15 protein-coding genes and 3 pseudogenes are annotated in these 23543 nt (G+C 53.9%); 15 read left to right on the forward strand and 3 right to left on the reverse strand.

From position 1 onward, the window contains the following. Nucleotides 1–162: 162 nt before the first annotated feature. Together BM70_RS0126565 and BM70_RS33210 are read left to right on the forward strand one after the other, a co-directional pair. Nucleotides 163–1005, forward strand: a complete 843-nt coding sequence (locus BM70_RS0126565) for a hypothetical protein (RefSeq protein WP_155952202.1) — start codon at nucleotides 163–165, stop codon at nucleotides 1003–1005. Between the two features lie 734 nt (nucleotides 1006–1739). Then, the gene (locus BM70_RS33210; protein WP_155952203.1) at nucleotides 1740–1946 is read left to right on the forward strand and encodes a hypothetical protein; all 207 of its coding nucleotides are present in this window, start codon (nucleotides 1740–1742) and stop codon (nucleotides 1944–1946) included. 144 nt (nucleotides 1947–2090) lie between these two features. On the opposite strand, the gene BM70_RS0126575 is transcribed toward BM70_RS33210, so the two are convergent. Then, nucleotides 2091–6422, reverse strand: a complete 4332-nt coding sequence (locus tag BM70_RS0126575) for a hypothetical protein (RefSeq protein ID WP_155952204.1) — start codon at nucleotides 6420–6422, stop codon at nucleotides 2091–2093. Nucleotides 6423–6782: 360 nt separating this feature from the next. Next, nucleotides 6783–7895: a hypothetical protein gene (locus BM70_RS0126580; RefSeq protein WP_155952205.1), complete on the reverse strand. Its 1113-nt coding sequence runs from the start codon at nucleotides 7893–7895 to the stop codon at nucleotides 6783–6785. A gap of 1637 nt (nucleotides 7896–9532) precedes the next feature. Between BM70_RS0126580 and BM70_RS0126595 the strand changes: the two genes are divergently transcribed. The 6 genes and pseudogenes from BM70_RS0126595 to BM70_RS33415 form a co-directional block, all read left to right on the forward strand. Beyond that, complete coding sequence (locus BM70_RS0126595; RefSeq protein ID WP_025858841.1) at nucleotides 9533–11350, forward strand: Mu transposase C-terminal domain-containing protein; 1818 nt, start codon at nucleotides 9533–9535, stop codon at nucleotides 11348–11350. Nucleotides 11351–11686: 336 nt separating this feature from the next. After that, nucleotides 11687–12559, forward strand: a complete 873-nt coding sequence (locus BM70_RS0126600) for a TniB family NTP-binding protein (protein ID WP_025858842.1) — start codon at nucleotides 11687–11689, stop codon at nucleotides 12557–12559. Beyond that, nucleotides 12556–14556 carry a TniQ family protein gene (locus BM70_RS0126605; protein WP_025858843.1) on the forward strand — a complete coding sequence of 667 codons (2001 nt, stop codon included), beginning with the start codon at nucleotides 12556–12558 and terminating at the stop codon, nucleotides 14554–14556. The genes BM70_RS0126600 and BM70_RS0126605 overlap by 4 nt, the downstream gene beginning before the upstream one ends. A 934-nt stretch (nucleotides 14557–15490) precedes the next feature. Continuing rightward, nucleotides 15491–15811: a hypothetical protein gene (locus BM70_RS0126610; protein ID WP_025858844.1), complete on the forward strand. Its 321-nt coding sequence runs from the start codon at nucleotides 15491–15493 to the stop codon at nucleotides 15809–15811. Between the two features lie 101 nt (nucleotides 15812–15912). Beyond that, the gene (locus tag BM70_RS33710) at nucleotides 15913–16395 is read left to right on the forward strand and encodes a DNA binding protein (protein WP_025858845.1); all 483 of its coding nucleotides are present in this window, start codon (nucleotides 15913–15915) and stop codon (nucleotides 16393–16395) included. A 29-nt stretch (nucleotides 16396–16424) separates the two neighbouring features. Further along, nucleotides 16425–16578 (forward strand): annotated as a pseudogene (locus tag BM70_RS33415) (transposase); the annotation flags it as partial. Nucleotides 16579–16620: 42 nt separating this feature from the next. Here the strand turns inward: BM70_RS33415 and BM70_RS0126620 are convergent. Beyond that, nucleotides 16621–17088 (reverse strand): helix-turn-helix domain-containing protein, encoded by a 468-nt coding sequence (locus BM70_RS0126620; protein WP_025858846.1) that lies wholly within the window; start codon nucleotides 17086–17088, stop codon nucleotides 16621–16623. 1354 nt (nucleotides 17089–18442) lie between these two features. Here BM70_RS0126620 and BM70_RS0126625 point away from each other — a divergent pair. From BM70_RS0126625 to BM70_RS32725, 7 genes and pseudogenes are all read left to right on the forward strand, one after another. Then, nucleotides 18443–19177: a metallophosphoesterase gene (locus BM70_RS0126625; protein ID WP_025858847.1), complete on the forward strand. Its 735-nt coding sequence runs from the start codon at nucleotides 18443–18445 to the stop codon at nucleotides 19175–19177. After that, nucleotides 19177–19518, forward strand: a complete 342-nt coding sequence (locus BM70_RS0126630) for a hypothetical protein (RefSeq protein ID WP_025858848.1) — start codon at nucleotides 19177–19179, stop codon at nucleotides 19516–19518. Before BM70_RS0126625 ends, BM70_RS0126630 begins: the two co-directional genes overlap by 1 nt. Before the next feature lie 306 nt (nucleotides 19519–19824). Continuing rightward, on the forward strand, nucleotides 19825–20229 hold the full coding sequence (locus BM70_RS0126640) for a hypothetical protein (protein WP_051556792.1): 405 nt from the start codon (nucleotides 19825–19827) through the stop codon (nucleotides 20227–20229). Nucleotides 20230–20649: 420 nt separating this feature from the next. Further along, nucleotides 20650–20838, forward strand: coding sequence for an MbcA/ParS/Xre antitoxin family protein (locus tag BM70_RS0126645; protein ID WP_025858851.1), 189 nt, complete (start codon nucleotides 20650–20652; stop codon nucleotides 20836–20838). 24 nt (nucleotides 20839–20862) lie between these two features. Further along, nucleotides 20863–21240: pseudogene (locus BM70_RS34050) on the forward strand (hypothetical protein). 133 nt (nucleotides 21241–21373) lie between these two features. Further along, nucleotides 21374–22864, forward strand: a pseudogene (locus BM70_RS31575) (IS66 family transposase). Between the two features lie 54 nt (nucleotides 22865–22918). Then, nucleotides 22919–23425 (forward strand): GNAT family N-acetyltransferase, encoded by a 507-nt coding sequence (locus BM70_RS32725; RefSeq protein WP_081782130.1) that lies wholly within the window; start codon nucleotides 22919–22921, stop codon nucleotides 23423–23425. Nucleotides 23426–23543 lie beyond the last annotated feature (118 nt).

Consider the following 23543-nt stretch of genomic DNA (forward strand, 5'->3'; position numbering starts at 1 on the left):
CTTACTGTAAAACACGGTTTTTAGTTAATCCAAAATATAACCGGCCAGATCAATCCGACTCCATCCCGGAATTTGAGATGGTAAGGCTTGGTCTCTTCTGGGGGAGGTCACTCCTGCTGTCGCTACCATCATCATTCACGAGTCAAATAAGGTTAGAGAGCGTTGAGCATTTCCTACACCAACCCTTCAGATGAAACTAAAGCTAAAGAGTCCGCAGTCCGTGCCTTATTCGGTGTGAGCCTAGTGATCTGCGTTATGTTTGCCATCGCAATCGCATGTAATAACGGTACTGATCCAGAACCCGACAAATTCGCCATTTATATGTGCGGCGTCGTGCTGGGCTCGATTTATGTGTTTTTGGGCTTGGTTGAAGTAACCCTAATGAATCGCCTCATCAATCTGAAGTCTAGTTTGTTGTTATGGGCTTTCTTTGTTGCATGCCTAGGTTACGTCGCCAGGGCAAAGGCATCAGTGGATATCAACACTATATTCCACATGGAAGCCAGTGCTTTTCCGATGACCTTGATGGCGAGCACTCTGTTGCACATGATCAATTTCCTGTTTTTATTTTTCGTCGCCTCAGGCATAGCGTGCTTCGTCTTGGCAGGCCTTTCGGTGATGCAAGGACACCATCATGGTAAAGGGTTCATGCTTATATTCTGCCAAGTTGTAACAGGGCTCGCATTTATAATCATAACCCTATTTTCGCATTTCAGGATTGACAAAGATATTCAGAGGCTTCAAATGATCTACAGGATCGCTCAGTCTGTAGATTTTAATGCGCACTCTCCTTGCGCGAATATCGATAGCTCCACAACAACCATGGTATTTCTGGACGCCGATAAACGCTTGGCCCTTGTTGCTCCAACCCTAGATGAGTTTGCAGGGTTCGAGTGGAGAAAAGTGTCTTATCTGCGCTCGGTGGCTATCCCAGAAGGCTTCAAGACCGTTACGTGTGAATATTCGGCCTTAAGCGAAAACCCGACATCAGTTTGGGTTCAATGAATGGCATCAGTCGAGTACTTTTTTTGACTTAAGCCTGGCCGGTCACTGCATCCACGTCCGGCCAAGCCCTAGAGCTTCAGCTCGCTGCAAGCCGGCGGGGGGTAGCCTACCCCCACTTTTTCATCAGGGGCTCTTGTTGTACCCCTATCAAGGAAAGATTGGAGTAGGGCACATCTGCCTGGCAGACAACGTTGACCTACCTTCTAGACCGCTGAGCAAAGCACCTGCCTTGCCCAATCCATAGTTCTCCAGCCTGGTTTCAAAAGCAGGCAAAAAAATTGAGCCTCCATCAAAGAATCAACCCCAGGCGGCGCTGCAAGAAGCGCAGACCCTTGGCCGTGCTCATTGTTTTTTTCAATTTATGATTCAACCGTAAAATATTAGCGCTATCACACCATTCAGGCCCTTAGAGATACAACCGCTCAATAGGAATTAAGTACACTTAGTCGACTAATTCTTGTGATGCTTGCCGACTGCTCAGTAATGCATTGATTCCGCAGGAGGATTTAGGGCAATCTATCAAGTATACTTAGTATACCATTGAAGCAATTAACAATATATTGTCTAAGCCTTAGCTTTGAAAAGTTCCATGCTGCGTTTTTAATTGAGATCACTACCCACTGACGAACGATGAAGAACCACCTTGACAAGCTTAGCCGACGTCCTACTCTCAATCCCACGACGCCAATGAGCAGGTTTGCTACATGGCTTCAATAAAGCGGGGAGAAGATCAGATGAAAAATGACCCCAGAGTTGTGCAGGTGGACTACACGGTCATAGATTGTCTGTTCGCCGACGAAGCCCCCTCTGCAGTAGAGCAGAAATACAAACTGGTTACTTATCGAGACTCCAAAGCTGGCGTCCTCCTTAATTATAACCTGGAGCCTATTAGTCCAGACGACCTGAGCGAAACGGATGAGGATGGGCAGCTGCCCAAATAGCTGCTCAAGTATCCCGTTACTCACCATATGTGACCTTATCTAACCCTGGAGAGCCGTTCCCGGTTGAAACATCAATCTGGAACGGCTTTGGCTGGATGAAAATCGGCGACCAGTGAGATCTACGACCAGCGCACCGAGGGCAGATCATGCACCACGCCCTTCAGTTTGCTGCCCATCCGAACCAAGTGCAGGTACCTCACTTCCGGTCTTTACCTCGGTGGCAGTCAACATGGACGGAGCTACTTCTGACCAGAATGGGACTACGAAGGCGTAGGTGATCTCCGCATTCAGCTTCACCAGCTTGCATGGACGCTCCGCTCGCTGTTCAGCCGCTTGCAGGCTTTGCTCAATGGCTCGACGAGCCGCGGGACTGATTCTGTAGCTGCGGAATTTGAAGAAGACCTGCTCAATGGCCAGCTGGCGGAAGCCTTCTGGACAGTGAGGGTGTCTGAACAACGGCTCGAAGCAGAACTCAATCAATTGGAGCATCACACCTAGGTTGCAGCGGTGCTGCATGAACATTACGCACACAAAATCTACGAGCACGGGTACTGCAGTGGCGAATGCAAGGTGCTCTTCAGCCAGATAGCTACGCAGGCGATTGATGCCGAAATTTGCAAACGCTTCACCCTGATTCATCATGACGATGAGATCCACCGCCCGAACCGAAACAAAGCTACGCCTGGTCATGATGAGTCGCATTACGGCTCGGGAATACTCCTCCTGCGTTAGTCCGTCTGCCCGTAGAGACTCCCTCAGCAACATTTGAGTGGACGCTCCAACGATACCCAGCATGCTGGCAAGATCGCGTAACCGCGCATCTATCGACAACAGCCCTGCACCATACTCTTGGCAAGCGAGCAGAGCTGCATGGTCTTCATCGCCCAGGATGTCCTCAAGCATCTGCAACTGCTCGGACGCCTCTGCTGGCCCATATGCCGGCACCACCTGGCAGAACGCTTCGATAGCCGTCTCGATCGATTCGAGATACTCCCGATCCTTGCGCCAAGCGTCTTCAGTAAGCTCCTGCATGCCAAGTTGGCCATCGTGGGAAAAGAGCGTACCGCTCTTTCGATAGTGGGCCGATTTCTCTAACTTTACGTCCAACAGCTGCTTGGTGGCAGCTGTCACGTACAAACGAGGGAAAAGCTCCAGGACATCGAGTAAACCGAGGGCTGCAAGCTCCACCAGCATAGACAGGTCAATCAGCCATGCCTGATCGTGGGATGTGTAATTCGGAAAGACATCGTGGGTGCCTAACCCCGTCGATACTTGGAGAAGTGCCCCTTCATCAGGCCAACCCCTCACCAGTTCAATGACGTCCGTACCCAGCAGGCGTGCGAGCAGGCCTATGGTGGCGTGATGCTGACCGTACAGGCTGATGGTATTGAGGCTCTGAGATTTTTTTTGCTCTAGCTGATCGACGAAGAAAGTCGTATCGATCTCGCCGTTATCCCGGGTTGGAATACTCATCGCTACGACTGTCTTGCTCGGGACGACCGAATTGGACACGCGCTCGTAGGAAAGGTCGATCAGGCGTCGATGGAGGGTGATGATCCGTTTCACCGTGAGCGTCTGCTCACCGATCACACTGCTGACGGTTGTGGTATCACCAACTTTCAAACCGAGCAGTTGGGCGGCCCGTGACGAGTCTGCGGCAACGAATTCACCCGCAGGTGCCAGTGGCGGCTCAGAGGCGAAATCGATTGAGACATATCCAGTCCTGCCGGTGCTGTCTTCAAGCTCGACAGCGGTGCCTTCCTCAACCGCAGAGGGAAGGGCATGAACGACCTCAATCTCCTTCGATGCTAGGAACATGAGAGAGATGTGGCCAGCTGCTGCTTCAACATCCTCCCCATTCAACCGCATCGCACGGTAGATACGGTCAAGGCCACGTTCCTGCAGACCTCTACTGAGCTCCGCGTTGGCCAGCTTTAACTGTTCTTGAGCGGAGCCGCTCAGTTCTGCAGGTAACCGGGCAAGAGCCTCATCCATCCTACCTTGGCTTTCGTTCGCCAAAACTTGAATGAGCAGTAACCAGCCTGCGGCCACACCAGGACTTTCAGCGACGAGCAACTCAGCCATCTCGCGCATTTTTGGCCAGTCACAGGCCTCGCCGTAAACACTCAATGCCACCTGGCGGGCGTCTGCTGAGTGTCGCCATTCTCCCGGAAGTGATTCCAATAGGCCTCGAACTTTGGATCTTTGACCACTGAGCGCGTAGCAGTGCAGTAAATCAACATGCAGGGGACTGAATGAGTCTCTTGGTAGGAGGCGTTCAAGCATCGCAATGGCGTCACCGTAACGCCGCACATGAAGCATCCATTGCGATGCCATGGAAAGATCCAGTAGATCAGTGCTCTGCGGTGCGAGCTCAGCAACGCGATCTCCGAAGGCCTGACGCATCTCCTCGTTGCCCGCATACGCCCGGGCAGCAAACACACCATCACAGATACTGCTGTTTTGCGGCGTGATACCCAGATGGGCGAGCTCATTCCGCACGGCCTCGTGCTGATTTTCGCGTAACAGCAGCTCCCAGTGCATATGCCTCAGCATACGAGTCGCTCGCAGAGAGACATCCGTATCAGGCTGACTGAGCTGGGCGCTGTAAGCCGCGGCAAGCATTTCCGGATTGTTAGCAATCAGGCACGCCTGTCCAAAAACCACACGCGCTTCATCAGAGAGCTGTTCAACACGATCAGCGCAGCAAGCAACAGCATCGCTGTGACGCTGGAGATCGCAGAGCGCCTCCAACTCCACCCTAACCGTAAATTCGTCCTCGGGAACACCACGCTGCCTGCCAGCTTCGATCATGCCCAACGCTTCAGCTGGCTCACCCAGCAAAAGATGCGCATAAGCTAGGTGAAAGACAATTTCGGTTTTTGTCCTGGGGCTCTGCTCAGCCCATAACACACCCTCGCGGTCATCGAACTTCGACATGGCGTCGAGGATCAGCACACGCCGATCTTGGGGCTGCGATCGCGTGTTCACGTGGAAGGGGTTGGCAGTGGCCAATCGAAGGACAAACCGGAGATAATTTTCGAGTATGAAAATGGAGCTGTCAGACTGCTCCATTGCCGTCCGGATGGCACCCACCGCGCCTTCATCATCCCCGGCCCCAGCCATTGAGCTGGCCAGCATCTGCCAAGCTCCCGACTTGTCGCAGAACGCCCCAGGTATTTCTTCGGCCGTCAGCTGTTCTCTGTTTAAGAGCCTCGCATTGGTCAGTGCCACCCAGACTGAGTACGAATCCGGGAAGCGCGCGATGGCATCCTGTCCAACCTGGATCGCAGTCTGTACGTCATTCTTGAGCATCCACGCCCGGACAAAGCCTGCCGCAATACGCTCATCGTCCTGGTAAAGGCTGGCAGCCATTTCGAGGTCTGCCGCGGCTTTAACGTCATCAGCCAAATGCCAGAAACACATCCCACGGAGGAAATACCATCGGGCCTGTTGGTGCGCATCGAATGTGTCAAGACCGTCTTCGACCACCTCCAGCTGAGCAAGCGCATCGCGGTAACGGTGGTCGTTGTGCAGTTGACTGATGCGATCGAGCTGGCGAGAGGCGAGGGTGTTATCTGATGTCGGGTTCGCTGGCGGCAGCTCATCCGCGAGAAAGCTACTCGTGGCAGGACGGCTACCTGAAAGAAGAGGTGCTAGGTATTCCGCGAGAGGGGCAAGCTGAGTTTGCCGCTCTTGGCTAACAACTACAGTGCCCAAGCTCAGGTCTTTGATGGCTTCACGCATGAGCCGCGCCCTGTGAAAATCTTGAGCTAGTCCTTCCAAGTGCAAGTGCAAGTGGAGTGAGGTCAGGTCGACCTCTGCGCCACTGCCATTCAGCTCAGCACAAATACCGACCAGCTTCGCCCACACAGCGCCACTGTCCTTATGGGGCAACGTGTGCTGGATCAGTTGCTTCTGCAATCCAACGTCGTGGCTACGATCTGAATCCAGATCATGGGGGAAAAACTTGAGGTGGAGCGCAAACTGCCGCAAATCTTCGTCCGCGATAGGCGCTTCGTTGTAGTGCTCTGCAGCAGCTCTAATAGCCGCGTACGCAGCCCTGTTTCGTTCATTGCTCCCTTCAGCATGAACGCGGGCGTACCAGGTGTCGTGCGACAGTGAGCCGAGCGCAAGTCTCACAACCTCGACAGCGCTTTCCATGTGCGACGAGCTTGCTACGTGATAAACGATCAGGTTGTCGTCGACGCCTCGTTGGAATGCCGGCGATATGAAGTCGAGCCAGGCGAGACCCAAGGACTCTTTGAAAGCTTCGTTGCTAGCAATCGCCCGAGGCGACCGCTTCATCTGCATTCTGATACTAGCTTTCTGGCCGGAGCCAGGAGATACAGCATGGATCACAAGGTCGTCGGTGTTATGGCCGAACGTCCTGCCTTGGAACAGCAGGGTCTCGATGACAAAGCCCTCACGCAACCCTGCACAGTGGTCGCCAAGGCACATAGCGAGTAGGCGCACTGCCTGGACACGATGTTCGAATGCAACACCTCGTCCACCCGTAGAGATAGGGCTTGCGACCTGTTTCTGCCGGCTTTTCGATTTAGAAGCGGGAGCTTTTGCTGCCTTAGTCCGTGGAGGCCGTGCCATACCTGGTTCGCGCAAATGAGATGCTGGCCATCTTATCACCTGAGCCATGATGGTGTGGTAAGGCAGTCGATGATGCCGTATTTGACCGCCATTTCAGGGATGTCGAAGGGCCGATCGCCAAATTCTTGTGATGGGAGAGGGTAGTGGGATCAATGTCAGGCAATGGAGGTAACGATCAAAACCTGACCACCCGAGGGCAAGCGTACGGTTCAGACGACGATCAATATTCAGTTAAAGAGTCGAATTACGCCTGATCATAGTCAAATTTATCCTCCTGAATTTGAATTCGCTCCTCGAAATCAGAGGGTCGGGACTCTGGTTTGCCGCATCCCCGAGGAACGTCCTGAACCCAGCGAGATGCTTGGCCAAACTGAAGGCGGACAATCCTGCGGAGCGTCTTCTCCGCTGCGGAAATAAAGGATGCTGAGGTAGCGGTTCAGAAGCGTCAATGCCTAGATAAAGCAGATAATCCTCAAAACAATGGTCAAATTTCGGGCTGAGCTCCACGCTCGGGGATGAAGAGCCAGGCCTACGCCATTCCCAGCGGCCAAGCCCATTCTTGACGAAGTAAGCAAGACAACCAGGCGCTTGAGGAGTCTCTGTTACCTCATTAATTGAAATCTTCGTATACCTCGCGAAAGCCATGTGCATCAGGACTTCCCGTGGGTTTAGCCCCTTGAGCCCAGCTTCAGCCACACGGTTAAAAACCCACTGCATTTCATGATCGCTGAGGGCGTCTTTACCCAAGACCGAAGTCATCGAGGCGGCGACTTCCCCCACAGTGAAACTTTTGCCCTTTGGAGTGCACGTCCATAAATGAGCATTGCAAAAATGGAAGAAGCCAGCGGCCCAATTATAATTTCGCCGAATCATATGCAGGACACTGGCCTGAGTAACGCCCTCGATGCTTTTCAGCTTGAGCTGGTACGGCCTCCATCTCTGATTTGGCTCCCATTCGCTGAAGGGCAATAACGAACTTTCGACAAAGCGTGGACAGGCCTTTGCACCGATCCAGTTCGCCGGTGGATGGAGTCTGAAGCGGAGATAGTCGATAAATTGCTCGTCAGTCCAATCACGCAAAGATATGCCTTGGAGGAAGCTCCAGTTGAGCATAGACTCAAGATGATGAGTCGCAACATTAAAGTCCTTCTGGGGATTATTCCAGGAAGGCGCGATGGCGCGTATATACCAGGAGCCAAGGCGAATCATAGAGAAAGGCTCGCAGTCGGCACCGAAACCTTTCAGATAAGCCAAGGCGTAACGGTTTTCAGGGAAACACTCCGTATACGGATCCCAGAGATGGTATGGCGGAAAAATTGGGCATGGGATAGCCGGTTCAGCCATGCAACCCTCGATGAGCTAAAGTGAGTGGCTAGGCGTGTGAGGCCGTCATCAAGGTTTAGCCCATTCTGCGGATGATTCAAATGCTGGCTGCTGGGAGATGTGCGAGGAGGCTCGTTTACACGACGTGAACAAGCATGACGGTAGGGTAAGCTCGGGATTTACAAAACCAGGCTTGATATCTAGGACGAGGATTGGGAGCTAATGCATTGATAGGGTTGAAGCCCTGGGTTTCTGAAAACGAAGCTATAGGTTGGTGGAGGCGGCTACGTGTCGGTAGTAACTAAAAACCGTACACCCCCAAACCCAGGATTTCCGGGGTTCTTCTCTCCTGCAGGATTAAAAACAAGAAATAACATTCGTTTTTTCTTGTTTTTAATTAATGTGTCATAAGTCAGCTTTACGGAGTCATGTTACTGATAAATATGATAAAATCTCTAATTAGAGCTAAAAACAAGAATCCCTAAGCTTGACGAGAGTTTTCCCGGTGCTAAACCTACGTTTAGGCAACGAGAATCTAGCATTGCCCTGTGTTGCGTTGGCTCACCCGAAAGCGATGCTGGGAGTCCAATGCGGTGCACACCGGGCTTTCTTGCTGCTTCCTTTCAGACATGAATCGAGGCATAAGGGTATGAACCAGACGATCCAACCGAGCCCGGAGAGCAGTGCCGGGAGGCCAGAAACTGCTACCCCAAAGGACATATCTCCCAAGCCAACCAGCGACGATGTCCTGAGCGAGCCACTCCCGTATCCGCGCTACCTCAACAGCCACGTAGGCGGCACAAGTGCTGATCTCATCATTGAGGCTGCCCTTGCCCAACTCGCTGCGGTGCAACCTAGCCTGCTTACGGTGTTCATTGACGTCGCTGACACTTGTCGAGTTCTTCACCTCCCGCCACCCACCCGCAGCTCCATAAATACTCGGAATGCTCAGTTAAAACACACATACCTCCTAGGGCAATCTGAATCAACCCCAGAAATACCCCCTGAAGTACCCGCTGAAAGTTTCTCGAAATTATCCACGGAAGAATGTACGGGGCAACTCGCCACTCCTCATATCAACAGCGATCACAACGTTAAATAATTGGGGTTACTATGAGTCCGAATATATGTAGCTACCGAAACAAGTTCTGGGTAGTAGTCGGGGTGGACGCTAAAACTAATAAGCTAATAATCGCACTACCAGATAGCGGGGAGGTGTTATTGGCTGATGCGATGGATGTGCGTTTCATGGGCGTCGAAGAAACGGTCGATTTAATTAATAATAATCTCAAGCCTTCGATTCACGATGATAGCCCGCGGAGGCTGGCTCCCCAAGATCCCGCTAGTGCCATTAAAAAGGATATTAGCCATAAGCGAATAGTAGATGCTTCGATGCGCTACCTCGCTATAACAATGGACATCGAAGGCCGCATTAGTCCTCAGGGCGCCGCTGAGATGTGCGATCTATCGCTCAGTCTCTATCACCAAATGAAGCGTTTGTACGACCCTCAGGTCGGCCTTCGTGCGTTAGTAAGTGAGCGAAGAGGTCGCAAGCCACAAACACTAAAACCACAACCTACAACCCAGCCACCAACCAAATCAACACCACACACAGCAGAAACACCAACAACTCCAACACGCAAGGGTAGGTAGGCGCCATGAACGCTCAAGCCTGTTTGTTTCAAAACCAGCTGTGGGTCGTTGACAGCGTCGACCAGAAAACCGGCAACCTGATCATCACGCTCTTAGGTAGCAGTCGCAAGGTCACCGTTGATGCCGCGGACGTCGATTTTGTGAATGCTCAGGAAGCCAGTTCTGTTCTTAAGGAGCAGGTCGATAAATGCAAGGCACTTGGCGACATCGATACCGACAATGTCAGCCAGAAGCGGATTGATGATGCCAAGATACGCTATGAGACCATCACAAAAGAACTAGAAGGCCAATTCGATGCCAAGACTGCGGCTGAGAAATGCGGGTTGTCGTTAAGCCGTTATCACGAGATCAAACGCCTCTACAACCCTGAGGTGGGCGTTCGGTCGTTACTGGGCCAGGCCCGCGGCCGGAAGGTCGGAACCAAGAAGATTTCCTCAGAGGTAGAGCAGGTAATCGTCGAGCAGTTCACCTTGTGGTTCAGGGGCGAGAGTGCGTCGAGAAGGAACGTCTGGAAAGGTGTGCAAGCCGCTTGCCACGAGAAGAATCTCCCCAAGCCTGCGTACGAAACCGTCTGCGATCGCATCGATGAATATTCGAAGCGCGACCTGGCTCGGGCGCAGCACGACGAGGGGTATGCCTCAGACCATTTCGATCTGCGTCCTGGGACAAGGAAGTTTCTGAGACCGCTTGAGCAAGCCCAGATGGATCACACTCTTGCCGACTGCTTCCTGGTGTCGGAGAAAAATCCCGATAAACCTATCGGCCGACCGTGGATTACCACCGTTATCTGTTCGAGAACGAAGGTGATCCTGGGGTTCTACGTCAGTTTTCGCTATCCATCCCTCGGCAGTGTTGCCCTCGCTCTGAAACACGCGGTGACAAGCAAGGAAGCATTCATGAAGCGGCTTGGACTATCCGGCCACCCATATCCCTACCGTGGGGTCATGGTGGAGCTGTTGATGGACAACGCGCGCGAATTCAAGTCCATGAACCTCTACAACGCTTGCGTGCTTGAGAACATCACCCCTCGCTACCGCAAGGAAAAGCAGGAGGGTGGGATCGGTGAGCGGTTTTTCGGTACGCAGAATATCGGCATGATTCACATCCTTCCAGGTGGGACAGCGGCGCGACCGCGCAAGGATCGAGGCTATGATCCCGCCAAGCATGCCCTGTTGACGCTAGAAAGGTTCATTCGCGAACTGACGCTAGGCATCTGCGAGTACCACGACACGCCTGGTGGGGAGGACAACAAAAGCCCTCGCCAGCGCTGGGAGGAGGATCACATGGATGAAGATGGTTTCCCTACCGCCCCGGCACCCGTCCAGAACCTGATGAAGTTTGTCCTCGAGATTCTTCCAGAAGTCCGCCCTAAGGTTTCGACTTCGGGCGTGCAGGTCAACACTTTTTTCTACAACACCCCGTTGCTCAGGGACTACGTCGGGAAAAAGCTGCGGGTCAAATACGACAATGCCAACCTCTCAACCGTAGCCATCTTCATTGCCGGCGAATGGGTCGAGGCTGGAGCCACGGGTTCTCCGCCCGAAACGCTCACCGAGCTTCACCTCCAGAATGCTCACCGGGCCAAGAAAGGGGAGCTTGGCGATCGTGGGGTCGCGGCACGTTTGGAGCGCACGGAGTCCCTCAAGGAGTTCGACGCACAGGCAGCTGCAATCGCAAAGGCCAAAGAGCTTGTCGAGCACGAGCGCCAATCCGGTACCCAGTTACTGACCAGGCAACCGCCGGCGCCACCGCGGCAAGTCATCGCTGATCGTCGCGACTTCACGGTCGTGGTCGGGGCCTATCCGGGCGAGGACGACCTATGACTAAGCCAACCAAGTCTAGCCGAGCCTGTCTAGGGCGTCGTAGTCCCGAACGCGTTGCTCTTGGGCCTCTAAACGCATCGGCAGGCGCACTGGCATTCGCATCGCCGTGCGCACCGCTGTGCCCGCTGGGAATCACGCTGGCATCCGCCGTGCGAAAGCGTCTGAGCGCATATCTGTCCAATTCACCATCTCGGTGTGGGTCAGTCGACGTTCACCAGCCATTGGGCCCCTAGGAGCGCCAAACAGTCAGTCGACTAGGCAATCTACTGTCTCCGGCCGAGGCGCCGTCCCAGGCGCCACTTAGGCCATCAGCTTTCATACGTTTCGGAGTGCGTCATGTACGATCATTTGTCGCCCAGAACAGCCGTTATCGCGCAGCTTTCAGACGAGGAGCGCATTGATTATTGCCGCAGAAACTTCTTCATCATGACCGGGTTCTCGAAGCGTGTGATTGACGATGTTCGAGGGATCATAAGAATGGAGCGGGGCGGTACCACTGTGTGCCGGGCTCTGGTAGGTCGTACAGGGATAGGCAAGTCCACGCTGATCAAGGCCATTGCTACGGCTTGTAACACGCCTGACAGCCGTCCTGTAGAGGTCATTGACCTATCACCCTATGGTCGCCATACCGACCTGCACGAGATCTTTGTATCGCTCCTCGGCTTTACTGGCGCTGCGAAGAAGCTTGCAAACCCGAACGGCTTGAAGCTGATCAAGGGCCGTGTGGCAGAGCGTGGTTTGAAGATGCTGATTTTCGATGAGGCCAATGCCTTGGTGTCGGCTACGCGCACCACGGAAGGCAACACCACGTTCTTACGGGGTATGTCAAACGAAGACATCGGCCTGAATTTGATGGTGGCTGGCACCAAAGACATCTCGAGTTTCCTGCGCAAGAATGATCAACTGCCCTCGCGCTTCGGGCGGCTTGAGATGCAGGACTGGGATGGCGAGTCCAAGAGCTTTTCGTTGTTCCTCAACGGTTACATGAGATACCTGCCACTTCGCAAAGCGTCAATGATCGACACGGCCGAAATGATCGCGAAGATCACCAGCCTGGCAGGTCATCTCACGCGCGACATTGCTCGTGTGCTGTCTGACGCGGCCATTTATGCCATTGTGCATGGCGAGGAATGCATCACGCTCAAGGTGCTCCAGGATAGCTACAACGAAGCGTTGGCGTTTTATGCACCGGACGGGGTAATGCCATGAGGCGCCGCTGGCTGAGTTCGGCCGGTACCCGGGAAGTGCTTGATGAGTGCGAGCGGATTTTGGACGAGCATGTCATAGCGAGCAGCACCCAAGATCCGCAAAATTCCCAAAGTCCCAAACAGGCCCAAGAGTCCCGAAAATCCCATCAGCCCCAGACCCATCAAGAGCGCAAGGCCGGCAAAGGCCAGTTGGTATTCATCCTGGGCGCGCCTCGTGCGGGGGCGTCTGCTGTGGCGAAAGAATTGGCACGTGTTGCCAAAAGAAAAGGAGTGAACTGCCTGGCGGTGGGGGAAGCCCCATGGGGCGGCAATATCTACCTACGCACTCACATCCTGAGGTCTCTTGGAGTCCCGCTGCTGCATGGGGACTTCCAGAACGGTGATCTTGCCTCCAAGCCTTATGAAGCTCTCCTCGCACAGAGGTCGTACCAGGCAATCATCGTTGATGACGGCCATGATTATTTCATAAGCCAGCATCATACGCGCATGAGCAATCTGAGCACCTTCATTCAGCTCACTGAGTCGCCCAGCCGTCGAGCGGTTTTCGTGTTCGGTATCAGCAACCTTCTCGCTCCCATTGCGCTGGCGGCGGAGGAGAGAGGGGCGCAGACCGTGCAGCTTTATCTGCCTGCCATGGCCAACGACGAACGCTATCAACAGTTTGTGCAGCGGGTTTTAGCCAGCCAACTCCAAAGGTGTGTTTCAGATTGGTCTAGCGGTGCAGAACTGCCAGCCATTGACGTCGACGCAGTCCACACTGTTACAAAGGGGAGCGTGGGTCGGACGGTCGATGTTATCTCTGATATTGCTTATGGCTCCCCGTGGGTCGAAACTTTGTTAGCCCCAGGGGAGATGCATGTTGAACGCTCTGTTGAGCAGAAGCCGCACCTGGTGCCGGTGGCTGCGGCGCGAGGTCAGGTGCTAGCCCGGCCGAAGGTTTCGCCAGGGCCGGGGGCAGGTAGCGCATTTGCGGGCATGGTGAAGCCTGTTGACGGCGAATCCCTATCTTCCTGGCTGTCCCGAAACGCCGCCAGCCCCCACGTTCCCCATGTGCACAGCGAGTTTCTGAGTACCTGTGCCGGCATTGCCAAAGCTCATGCAAAAGGGGATCTGGATAGGCTCTATGAGCACGAAGCGTTCTTGCAGCTGTTCCCAGAGTCCGATCGACATCGGCTCGTCAAAACCTTCACACTCCCTCCAGATATCTGCAGCTTTGAAACGAGTCTCAAGTACTGCCCACAGTGCTTGCTGAAGGATGTCGACGCAATGCGTGCTCCTTCCTTGCGCATTGAGTGGCGCCTTAAAAACAAGTGCCTGTGCGAGCGTCACGGGCGGCTGATCCTGCTTCAGGAATTGACGACTCGCAGTAAGGAGCATTTCCACAGGGCCTGGCTCGGCTTCAGCCAGCATGCTAGTACTGGGAGTTACATTTTGGGTAATCACTTCGTTCAGCGGCTTTTTTCGCTGGACGATTCGAGTCCCATGGAGCAACGGCTGTGCAGAGTGGTGCGCAGGGTCGCTGGGTGGGTGGATGCGTCACCTGATTTCCCTACATACGGTCGTCCTAGCAAGCACTGCATACAGTTTTTGATGGGCTTCTTCTTATACCGGCCGTTCGACCGCTCCAAGGGTGGATTGGGCCGATGGTTTCTAGGGACACAACGCAATCGAGTCGTCTCTAAAGACTTCAGGCCACCTAGCTTGTCGGAGCTCAATATGGGTATCGAGTCGGCATCTCCTCGAGACCTTGCGCTTACATATCTACTGATTGGCAGTACTTTTGAGTTGCTGACTCGTGACGAGATCGATTTGGTGAGGAGGTCAATGTACTTCACCGATACCTTGTTCCCTGAAAGTCTGGCTGCTCTCCATGCATTGTCGAAATGTTTTCTTGAGTACAATATGGAGCAATTCAGACGCTCCGCTCGCAGGAATCTCGCAGCAGGGGATTTAGCTCATCTGGATTGGCTGTTCCCTAAGGGCTCACGCAAGAAATAGCGGTTGTCGATCTGTAAAAAATGCGTGCGCAAACATCGGGCACTATCAACGATAAAAAACAAGCCAGTCACTGTGCTATCGGAGGACTGGTCACTATGGAGGCGGCCGTGAAGATATGTTCGCTGAACTTAATGTTCCTCCTTAACAGGCGCCTGCCATTATCAGCCTGACGACCCCTGTGTTTCCAGTCGGGCTGATTCCATGACGCCGTCGCGTTTCCTTTTCGCTGCGGGTTCGCAGAGGTCTCACTGCGACGTGGTGGCGTCGCCGCGAGTATGAACGCCACCGATGAAAGGGGCAGGCTCATGTAAATCCGCTCGCTTGAGCTCACCAGAAGCTCAGGCGATAGGCCAGGTCTATCGGCTAGCGTAGGGGTTCAATGGAACATTCAAACATGGCGGCCCCTTGAAGTCAGCAAGTTCCAGTTCCACGGTGGAATTACTATCCGTCTGATTTTACTGGAAAAAAAAGCTCACCGAGGCAAGAGCGCTTCCCGCCGAACCCCTTCCGTTACGCGCCCTTATGGTCGATTATGCTATATATTGAAAGCAGCGCAGTGGGCCTGTGCCGGGACAGCTATCGCTGTCCAGAGGTGGGAGTTTTGGTCGTACCTGGCAAGCATCAATCAGATTGATACTTGAGGTAGAACGTGAGCTTCGAGACCCTTAGCCCATATCGGTTTTGGTGATAAGCGGTGCCACCATTGTTGGTCGCAAACAACTGGTGCTACAACAGAATCCCCGCTGGGGCTTGATGGAAGGAGGGTACAGGTGAATACGGATGACAACTGCATGAGCAGCCGAATGATCATTACGGTCTCCCGCCCTGGTGTTTTCAGGGGGGGCTGGTCGTGCAGTCACTCGATGAGTATCCGAGTCTGTTCAGTTGTGGTCGCCAAGTTTCTGAGTGTCAATCATCTTGTTGGGAATTTATGATGAGCAGACCGCACACTTTAATAAAATTCAAACAAGCTCAGCACATTTTAGCGAAGGTGTTGACTGAGCTCAGAGTGAGCGAGGGAACTGATCCCAACTACAAGCTCGACCTTGAATTTGATGAGCAGCTCAATAATCTCCTGGAGCGTTATGGATATGATGCGTCTCAAGCCATGGCGTTGATTGCTCGATATGAGGCAATAGAGGCCAGCGTGCAACGGTATCCCGAAGGTGAATTGGCCAAAGTGTATTCGAGCAAAACGAATCTGACCCTAAAGACTGGCAAGCTTCATCAAACAAGGCCTAAAGAACTGAGTTAGAATCTTGGTAGTGAGTTATATGAGTGTTGCTATTGAGAGAAGGGCGGTGTTGGAAAGTTTGATTCTGTCAGGGCCTATCGTTTCCAAGAAGGCGCATTTTTATGTCAGGTGATGATCCATTGGCTATTGATCGTCTGGTTCGACTTCAGAACGAGATAGATGCAAAGCTAGCAGAGCTAACGCAGATTCAAGGCAACGAGGATTTTGTCCGGGAGGCTGCGTTCATTGCTGAATTCAAAGCACTTAAGCAAAAATATCAATTTTCAACCGATGACGCCTTTACCCTGCTGGATCCATCGCGCCTCTTCGCGCCGGGTCTCAACGTTGCAGATTTCTTCCAGCGGCTGCAAGCCGGTACCCCGTCCAAGGATCTAGCGCCATCTCACCCATCGCCGAGCACTCCCCATCCATCGCTTCAGCCATGCAGTCAACGAGCGAAGGCGGGGAAAGGCAGGCCATTGATGCGCTACAGAAACCCTCTCACTGGCGAAGTGCTAGAAACCAAGGGTACTAACCATAAGACGCTAAGAGGGTGGAAGGCTGCCCATGGGCAAGACCTGGTAGAGTCTTGGCGTGAGACCTAGCATCTTGAAGGTGATTGGCTGCTTACCTGTACTACCCCGGTGCTAGCGCGCATATTGATACCGATGATGAGTCAGGTCTGGTGCACAGCGCGGTGGTCGCTGCGCCCAACGTAGCGGATGTCACCCAGGTCAACCAACACACTGCTACACAGCGAGGAAATCGCACTCTGCGCCGACGCTGGCTAAATCCAGTGATAGGCGCAGCGACCCACTGAAGCGAATGGCTCATTCAGACTCGCGCCAATATCGACTGACAGTCATCTTGTTCACACCTAGATTTTGAGACGTCTGCGCCTGGCTCAAGCCCTGAGCTTTGCACTCCTGAATCGAGGCCTTCAGATCTCGATCAATCACCCGGCCGGCCGGCCGGCCGCGTAGCCCTTTGTCATCCAATTCTGCCCGCGCTGCCGCGAGTGCGCCGGCGGCATCCAAGTCGCGGATCTGTTCTGCGAATCTCTGCACAAGCGCATCAACAGTTATGCCTTCTTGGATCAGGGTAGCTGCGCCTACCAGCAACAGGGGAGACGCCCCGTAGGCTTCCGACAAGTCCTGCAGCTTGTCCAAGGTGGGGCTCGACTTGCCGTGCTCAAGCTGACTCAGGTACTGACGATTGCTCCCTTCGGGAATTGACTCCTGGGTCAATCCTTTGTGAGCTCGCAGCGCGCGAAGGATCGCGGCTAAAGGTACCTTCATCGACACAGGCATTCCTCAAAACCGAGGATGTAGCCATGTTGTGCCGTAACACTCTACCGTATATAGTGGTCGTACTGTTACAGCGCAAGCGCGTGGTTCGACCTACCGCCGCGTGGGTTCAGGCAGGCGGGTGAGGGCAGCGGCTCAGGGCGACATCTCTCTACCAAATATCAATTTAGCCCTAAACCGTCGATTGTGATTTTTATCCTCTAGCCCTAGGCAAGATGTAGAGTCCAGGTCAGCCGAGGTTACGTCCGGATGTTGGCGATCAACTGCAGAGGTGGCCTCGGAACTGGATGAAGAGCTCAAAGCGCGAAGTCGATAGCGGCGGTCTCCAGACTCGGTGTACAGCGGACAAAGCAGCGTGGCGTGCCGAGAGGCCTGGATTTATGCGAGGCGCTACCAGTGAGCAACACAGCATTGCCAGACCCTTCGGCATCCATGGTCAAAACCTTCGGTTCGACGATTAGAGACCTGACCTTCAACAGGCTACCTACGGTGATTTAAAAGGCGAAGGTGGCCATACCAGAGGATGATGTGGTCGGGTTTGTTCTATGCGCGCTACATCGACCGCCGCGGATGACCGGGTTGATCTCCTGTAACCAGGTGAGCCTCTTACCTCCAGGCCTGCCAGCTCAGACGCCGCCAGTTGTAAGGCGGTTTCACCGCAATGGTTACCTGGTGGTGGAGGCGGACACGGGCGGATTGTTCGTAGTAGCCCACCATTACTTCGAAAACGGTGCTATCACGCCTTTTTTCGAAGTGCATTAGACATAGGTCATCAACACAGGACATCACGCTGGGACAGATCGAGTGAATTGCCATGCCTACAGACTATGAATCCCTGAACAGCTTGCAGACCGCTGCGGAGGTCAAGCCAACCTCAATCCCCGCAAGCGTCGAGCGTGCTATGGACGTGCAGTTTGAATTTCCGGCCACCGCTTACATGTGCTGCGCGAGCGTGGATCACGAAATCAACTGCTTGGTAGGTGTGGTTTACAAGGAACAACGAGGGCGTTTTCGAGATGGGGCGACCGTTCGGACGTCCTCGCTACGGCGAAGGTTCGAGAGCCACGGATACCACGTCTTCGAAACAAGGAATGGCAGCTCATACGTTATTTGCGAGTGGGCGCCGGACGGAATGAGCCCACGATTTTCTGGCGTACGCCACTAGGCATTTGGGACAGGAATCCCGCAAGACAAGCCGTTAAAGGTCACATGAACTATCAAACGTATTCGGAAACAGCAAAGCTCATAACGGTGCCGGCGAGGTGGGCAAACAGGTGAGCAAATACTCACACCGTGCAACCTTTAAACCACCTTGAAACACAGCAAATTCCAAAGTGACCGACCGATGAAGCTACGAATCTACTCAGACCTGCATAACGAATTTCACCGCTTTGATCCGCCGGCCCTCGATCCAGACGTAGACCTAGTGATCCTCGCCGGGGACATCGATAAGAAAGCTCGCGGCGTAAAATGGGCGAATGAAACGTTCAGTTGCCCGACCGTCTACATCAGCGGCAACCACGAATTCTATGACGGCCATATCGATCGAACTCTTCAAAAAATGCGAGATGCCGCTGAGCCCCATGTCCATCTGCTCGAGAACCAAAGCATCATCATCAACGGCACCCGAATCTTGGGCACTGCAGCGTGGACGGATTTCTCCTCAACGGGCGACCAGGTAGCTGCCGCCTCTATAGCCAGAGCATCCATGAATGACTTCAAGTACATCCGGGCTGACGTGGGATACCGACGCCTCAGACCCGATGACCTCGTCACTCGCAACCACGCCGCCAAGGCCTGGCTGACCCAGCAGCTTGCCCAGCCTTTTGAAGGCAAAACGATTGTCATCACTCACCACGCCCCATCACCTGTAGTTGTAGGAACGACGCCTGACGGGCATCTGAATGCGGCTTACACCAACGACTGGCCCAGCCTCATCGATAAAGCGGATCTGTGGGTCTTTGGCCATACCCACCAAGCTGTAGACGTCGCGCTTGGCAGCTGCAGAGTCGTCTCCAATCCCCGGGGTTATCCCAACGAGCAGACAGGCTTTGATCGATTCTTTGAGATTTTGATTTGATGACCAATTTTGCCCAAAAGCGTGTCGCGAAGAAGGAAGCCGTCGAGCATCAGAGCCAAGAGGTTCCTGGTGCGGTCATCCGAGCACAATCCATGGATTGGGATGTGACCATTGATGCATACCTATACGATGCGGCAAGGGTAGGTCAGCGCTACGCTGCGATAGTGTATGGCGACAAATCCGGGGCGAGCCTTGACGGCATGACAGTTGCCACCCCGCCTTTGGAGCTTGTGAAAGCCCAGTCAGGATTTCAGCTGATGCGTACTCCCAGCGGGGATCATCACTTTCTCATCGTGAGTGAGCTCGGCGCCGAAGGACACGCTGATGACATCCAGCATTGAGGTTCCTAGTGAACTTGCTCAAGCTGCATCGTTGATCTTTAAATTTAGGATCAGAGGATTTCTATGGGGGGCGTTCCCTCACGGAGCGTGCCTGGCTGGTGAGATCCATGGGGATTTGAGCGAGCGCTTCTTGGAGGGTGGTCTGATACAGACCTCAGCCATCATGCAACTGACCAGGGAGCATGGGTATTTGCTCGCCCATACGTTTACGGGCAGCTGTTATGTGCTCATCCAGCCGGCCGGTAACGTGGAACAGAATTTTGGACACCTCTATACGCACGAGGTACCACAGGGATTGGAGGATTGATGCATCGACTACATATTGCGGAAGCCATCGCGCTCGACGGCGAGCCTCTGTCTGGGGCGTCCGAAGCGGAAAGCGTGCTCATCCAATCACGTGTCGCAGAAACGGGTAAAGCCTACTGTGCTGCGGTTGCTTGGGTCATTATTGATGTACTTGATGTGGATGCCGATCCGTTGACTGCAATAGGGCAGTTACCCATCGTCTTGTTTAGCCATAGCGTGCTGCTTCACAGCACCGGAGATTATCAGAACAACGAGCGCATCAAGACCGGCTACGCGACCAGCTACGATGGCCGGGGCATCTTTGAAACCAGTGACACGATCTTTGTGCTCGTTGGCAAGGGCTTCAGGAAGTCTCTCTCGATCGATCTTCTGAATCAGGTTCCCTCTAGATCTTGGGCACCCTGAACCGTCGTTGGAGGTCATCTAGCTCATGGAAGCTGCCTATCCGGGGCGATTCAATCCAATACAGAGCACTGGCCCGCTCAGGCCCTAGATTTTTGGAAAGTCGTCAGATTTTTACTTACAGTGTTCTCACTTGGCCAGCGGGCGGCTCAGGAAACTGTAGTCGTGCCTGTGGGAGAAATGGTGCTGCAACTCACTCGAACCTGGCAAGGCACGGGGTAGGCACAGATCTTCATTAGTGGTCACCGTGATCTCGCGTCCGTAGTGCGGTTCGCCAACCCGTCAAAAGGTGAGATTCGCTCTCACAGGTACAATCTACTCATGATAGGGCGGTGTTGGTGATCCGCATTTGCGGGCGCCTGCCCACATCGCAGAGGGCCGAACGTAATCATGCGTCGTGAGACGACTAGCGCGGGGTGGCGAATGCAAGATGTTGACGTGGTGTGGCAGAAGGCGGAGCAGGTGTTTGGTGACAAGGCCAAGGCAGTTGTGTGGCTGTCGACGCCCAAGCATCAATTCGGTGGCGTGGCGGCCATAGACTTTGTGACCGACCAGGAGAGCTTGGAGCGGGTAATGGAGGTGCTGGCCCAGATTGAGCATGGATATGCTTGAATACGCGGCCTAAAAACTAACCTATTGGCTCTCGACGGCGAGCCGCTGTCTGGGGCGTCTGAAGCGGAAGCCAAGGTCATCAAGACACGTGTCGCAGACACGGGCAAAGCATACTGTGCTGCGGTTGCCTGGGTCATTATTGATGTACTCGATGTGGATGCCGACCCGTTGGCCGCCATAGGGCGGTTACCCATCGTCTTGTTCACCCATAACGTGCCGATTCACAGCACCGAAGAATATGAGAACAACGAGCGGGTCAAAACTAGCTAGGCGACTAGGTACGCTGGCCGGGAAATTTTTGAAACCAGTGACACAATTTTTTTGCTGGTGGGCCAGGGCTTCAGAAAGTCTGTCTCGATTAAAGTTATGAATCAGGTTTCCTCAATATCTTGGGCACAATAAGCCGCCGTTGAAGGTTATGTAGTTCTTGTAAGCTGCCTAACCGTGGATTGGAGTGTCTCTCGCATGATCGTCGCTGCAGCTTCACAACTACTCCGTCCGGCCCCTCCTTTCGATAAGCAACTTATTCGACCAAATGCCCCCCGACCAACTGCGCGCCCTCGCTGCGCAGTTGATGTCGAAGGTCAACATCATGGGCAGGAAGATCCATCGCGATCAAACCATCATCGAACAGCTGACTCACGAGATCGCGATCCTCAAGCGGCACAGGTTTGCCAAGCGCAGCGAGCAGATCAGCCCTGAGCAAGGCAGCTTGCTCGACGATCTACTTAACACTGATCTTGAGGCTATCGACGCTGAGCTGCCGGCACTCCAGCCGGCTCCGGCTCCAGAAGAGGTGCGCCAAAAACCAAAGCGTGCACCGCTGCCGCCGCAGTTTCCACGTACCGTCATTCATCACGAACCAGAAAACACTCAGTGCACTTGTGGTTGCAAGCTTCAGCGCATCGGCGAGGACGTCAGCGGTGCACGCCAGGCGTGTTCACCGTCGAGCAACATGTACGTGGAAAAGGGGCCTGCCGTCAGTGCGAAACACTTATCCAGGCGCCGGTACCGGCCCAAGTGATCGACAAGGGCATTCCTACTGCAGGTCTGCTGGCTCATGTGATGGTGGCGAAGTTCGCTGATCATTTGCCACTGTATAGGCAGGAGAAAATCTTTGGGCGCGCCGGTTTAGCGATACCGCGCTCCACACTGGCTCAATGGGTTGGGCAAACCGGTGTACAGCTTCAGCCGCTGGTTGATGCCTTGCGAGAAGCTGTTCTGGCGCAGCAAGTTGTCCACGCCGATGAGACGCCGGTGCAGATGCTTGCGCCCGGACAGAAGAAAACGCACCGCGCTTATGTCTGGGCTTACTGCACCACACCGTTTTCGGCGCTCAAGGCTGTGGTCTATGACTTCAGTCCGAGCCGCGCCGGTGAGCATGCGCGTAACTTCCTCGGCTCGTGGAACGGCAAGCTGGTGTGCGATGACTTTGCTGGCTACAAAGCTGGCTTCGAAAAAGGCATGACCGAAATCGGCTGCATGGCTCACGCCCGTCGCAAGTTTTTCGATCTGCACATGGCAAATAAAAGCCAGCTGGCTGAACAGGCGCTGCACTCGATTGGCGGCTTGTACGAAGTTGAACGCCAAGCGCGAGACATGAGTGACGAGGATCGCTGGCGAATACGACAAGAAAAAGCAGCACCATTGGCGAAAGCACTGCACGAGTGGATGTTGACCCAGCGCGATCTTGTGCCCAACGGATCAGCGACGGCCCAAACCTTGGATTACAGCATTAAACGCTGGGTAGCGCTGACGCGCTACCTTGATGACGGAGCTGTGCCAATCGACAATAATCCGGTCGAGAATCAGATCCGGCCGTGGGCACTTGGTCGTTCGAACTGGTTGTTTGCGGGATCGCTACGCAGCGGCAAACGGGCGGCGGCGATCATGAGCTTGATCCAATCATGCGCGCATGAATGGGCATGATCCGTATGCGTATCTCAAAGATGTGCTGACGTGCCTGCCGACGCAACAGGCGAGCGAGATTGAGCTACTGCTGCCGCATCAGTGGGTCTCTGGCTGAGTTATGTGACGTAAGCGGAATACTCGTCCAGCGATCTTAATGGGAGAAAAAAGCATGCATAGCTACCAACTCCGGCTTAGTGGCATAGATGATGTGGCAGATTTATGCCGTATCTCGGCTCAAGCACGTCTGCGTTACAAGGCCATTCCAAATCTCGCCCATATTGCTGAAACACCCGCGCTGCCCCCAGCGAGATTTGAAGCCTGTCGGGTCGTAGTGGCGCTCGATAGCGAAAGCCAGAAAATAATGGGCTTTGCGGCAATGCGACCACTGGACGGGCTTTTATATTTAGACAATATTTCCGTCGACCCGGATGCTTCAGGGAGTGGGATTGGAGCAAAGCTTCTCACGGCAGTTATAGAGCATGCTGAAAGCAGTGGGGTTCAAGCAGTGACCTTAACAACTTTTCATGAGCCGCCTTGGAATGGCCCTTGGTTCCGCAAACATGGCTTCCGTACGATGCCCAGTGAACACATAGCTGAGGGCTTGAGACAGGTTATGGATCGTCAATGGCTGACCTTGGACGCCACAACTCGTGAAACATTGTGGCGTGTCCTATGATTGCTGGATCAACAAGACAATTGGGTATTACCACCTAACCTAGGGTGTCTTTGCCATTCGCTTACGGAGCACTTTCAGCGCCAGCGTCTGCTTCTACGGGAGGGATCATTCCATGCGC

The organism is Pseudomonas sp. CHM02 (assembly GCF_000612585.1).
In the GTDB taxonomy this organism is placed as follows: Bacteria; Pseudomonadota; Gammaproteobacteria; order Pseudomonadales; family Pseudomonadaceae; genus Aquipseudomonas.

Coding starts and splice junctions, on each gene's coding strand:
- BM70_RS0126645 (WP_025858851.1), top strand. CDS start 20,650: ATGCAAGATGTTGACGTGGTGTGGCAGAAGGCGGAGCAGGTGTTTGGT.
- BM70_RS0126610 (WP_025858844.1), top strand. CDS start 15,491: ATGAGCAGACCGCACACTTTAATAAAATTCAAACAAGCTCAGCACATT.
- BM70_RS33210 (WP_155952203.1), top strand. CDS start 1,740: ATGAAAAATGACCCCAGAGTTGTGCAGGTGGACTACACGGTCATAGAT.
- BM70_RS0126630 (WP_025858848.1), top strand. CDS start 19,177: ATGACCAATTTTGCCCAAAAGCGTGTCGCGAAGAAGGAAGCCGTCGAG.
- BM70_RS0126605 (WP_025858843.1), top strand. CDS start 12,556: ATGAGGCGCCGCTGGCTGAGTTCGGCCGGTACCCGGGAAGTGCTTGAT.
- BM70_RS0126625 (WP_025858847.1), top strand. CDS start 18,443: ATGAAGCTACGAATCTACTCAGACCTGCATAACGAATTTCACCGCTTT.
- BM70_RS0126580 (WP_155952205.1), bottom strand. CDS start 7,895: ATGGCTGAACCGGCTATCCCATGCCCAATTTTTCCGCCATACCATCTC.
- BM70_RS0126620 (WP_025858846.1), bottom strand. CDS start 17,088: ATGAAGGTACCTTTAGCCGCGATCCTTCGCGCGCTGCGAGCTCACAAA.
- BM70_RS32725 (WP_081782130.1), top strand. CDS start 22,919: ATGCATAGCTACCAACTCCGGCTTAGTGGCATAGATGATGTGGCAGAT.
- BM70_RS33710 (WP_025858845.1), top strand. CDS start 15,913: ATGTCAGGTGATGATCCATTGGCTATTGATCGTCTGGTTCGACTTCAG.
- BM70_RS0126595 (WP_025858841.1), top strand. CDS start 9,533: ATGAACGCTCAAGCCTGTTTGTTTCAAAACCAGCTGTGGGTCGTTGAC.
- BM70_RS0126640 (WP_051556792.1), top strand. CDS start 19,825: ATGCATCGACTACATATTGCGGAAGCCATCGCGCTCGACGGCGAGCCT.
- BM70_RS0126600 (WP_025858842.1), top strand. CDS start 11,687: ATGTACGATCATTTGTCGCCCAGAACAGCCGTTATCGCGCAGCTTTCA.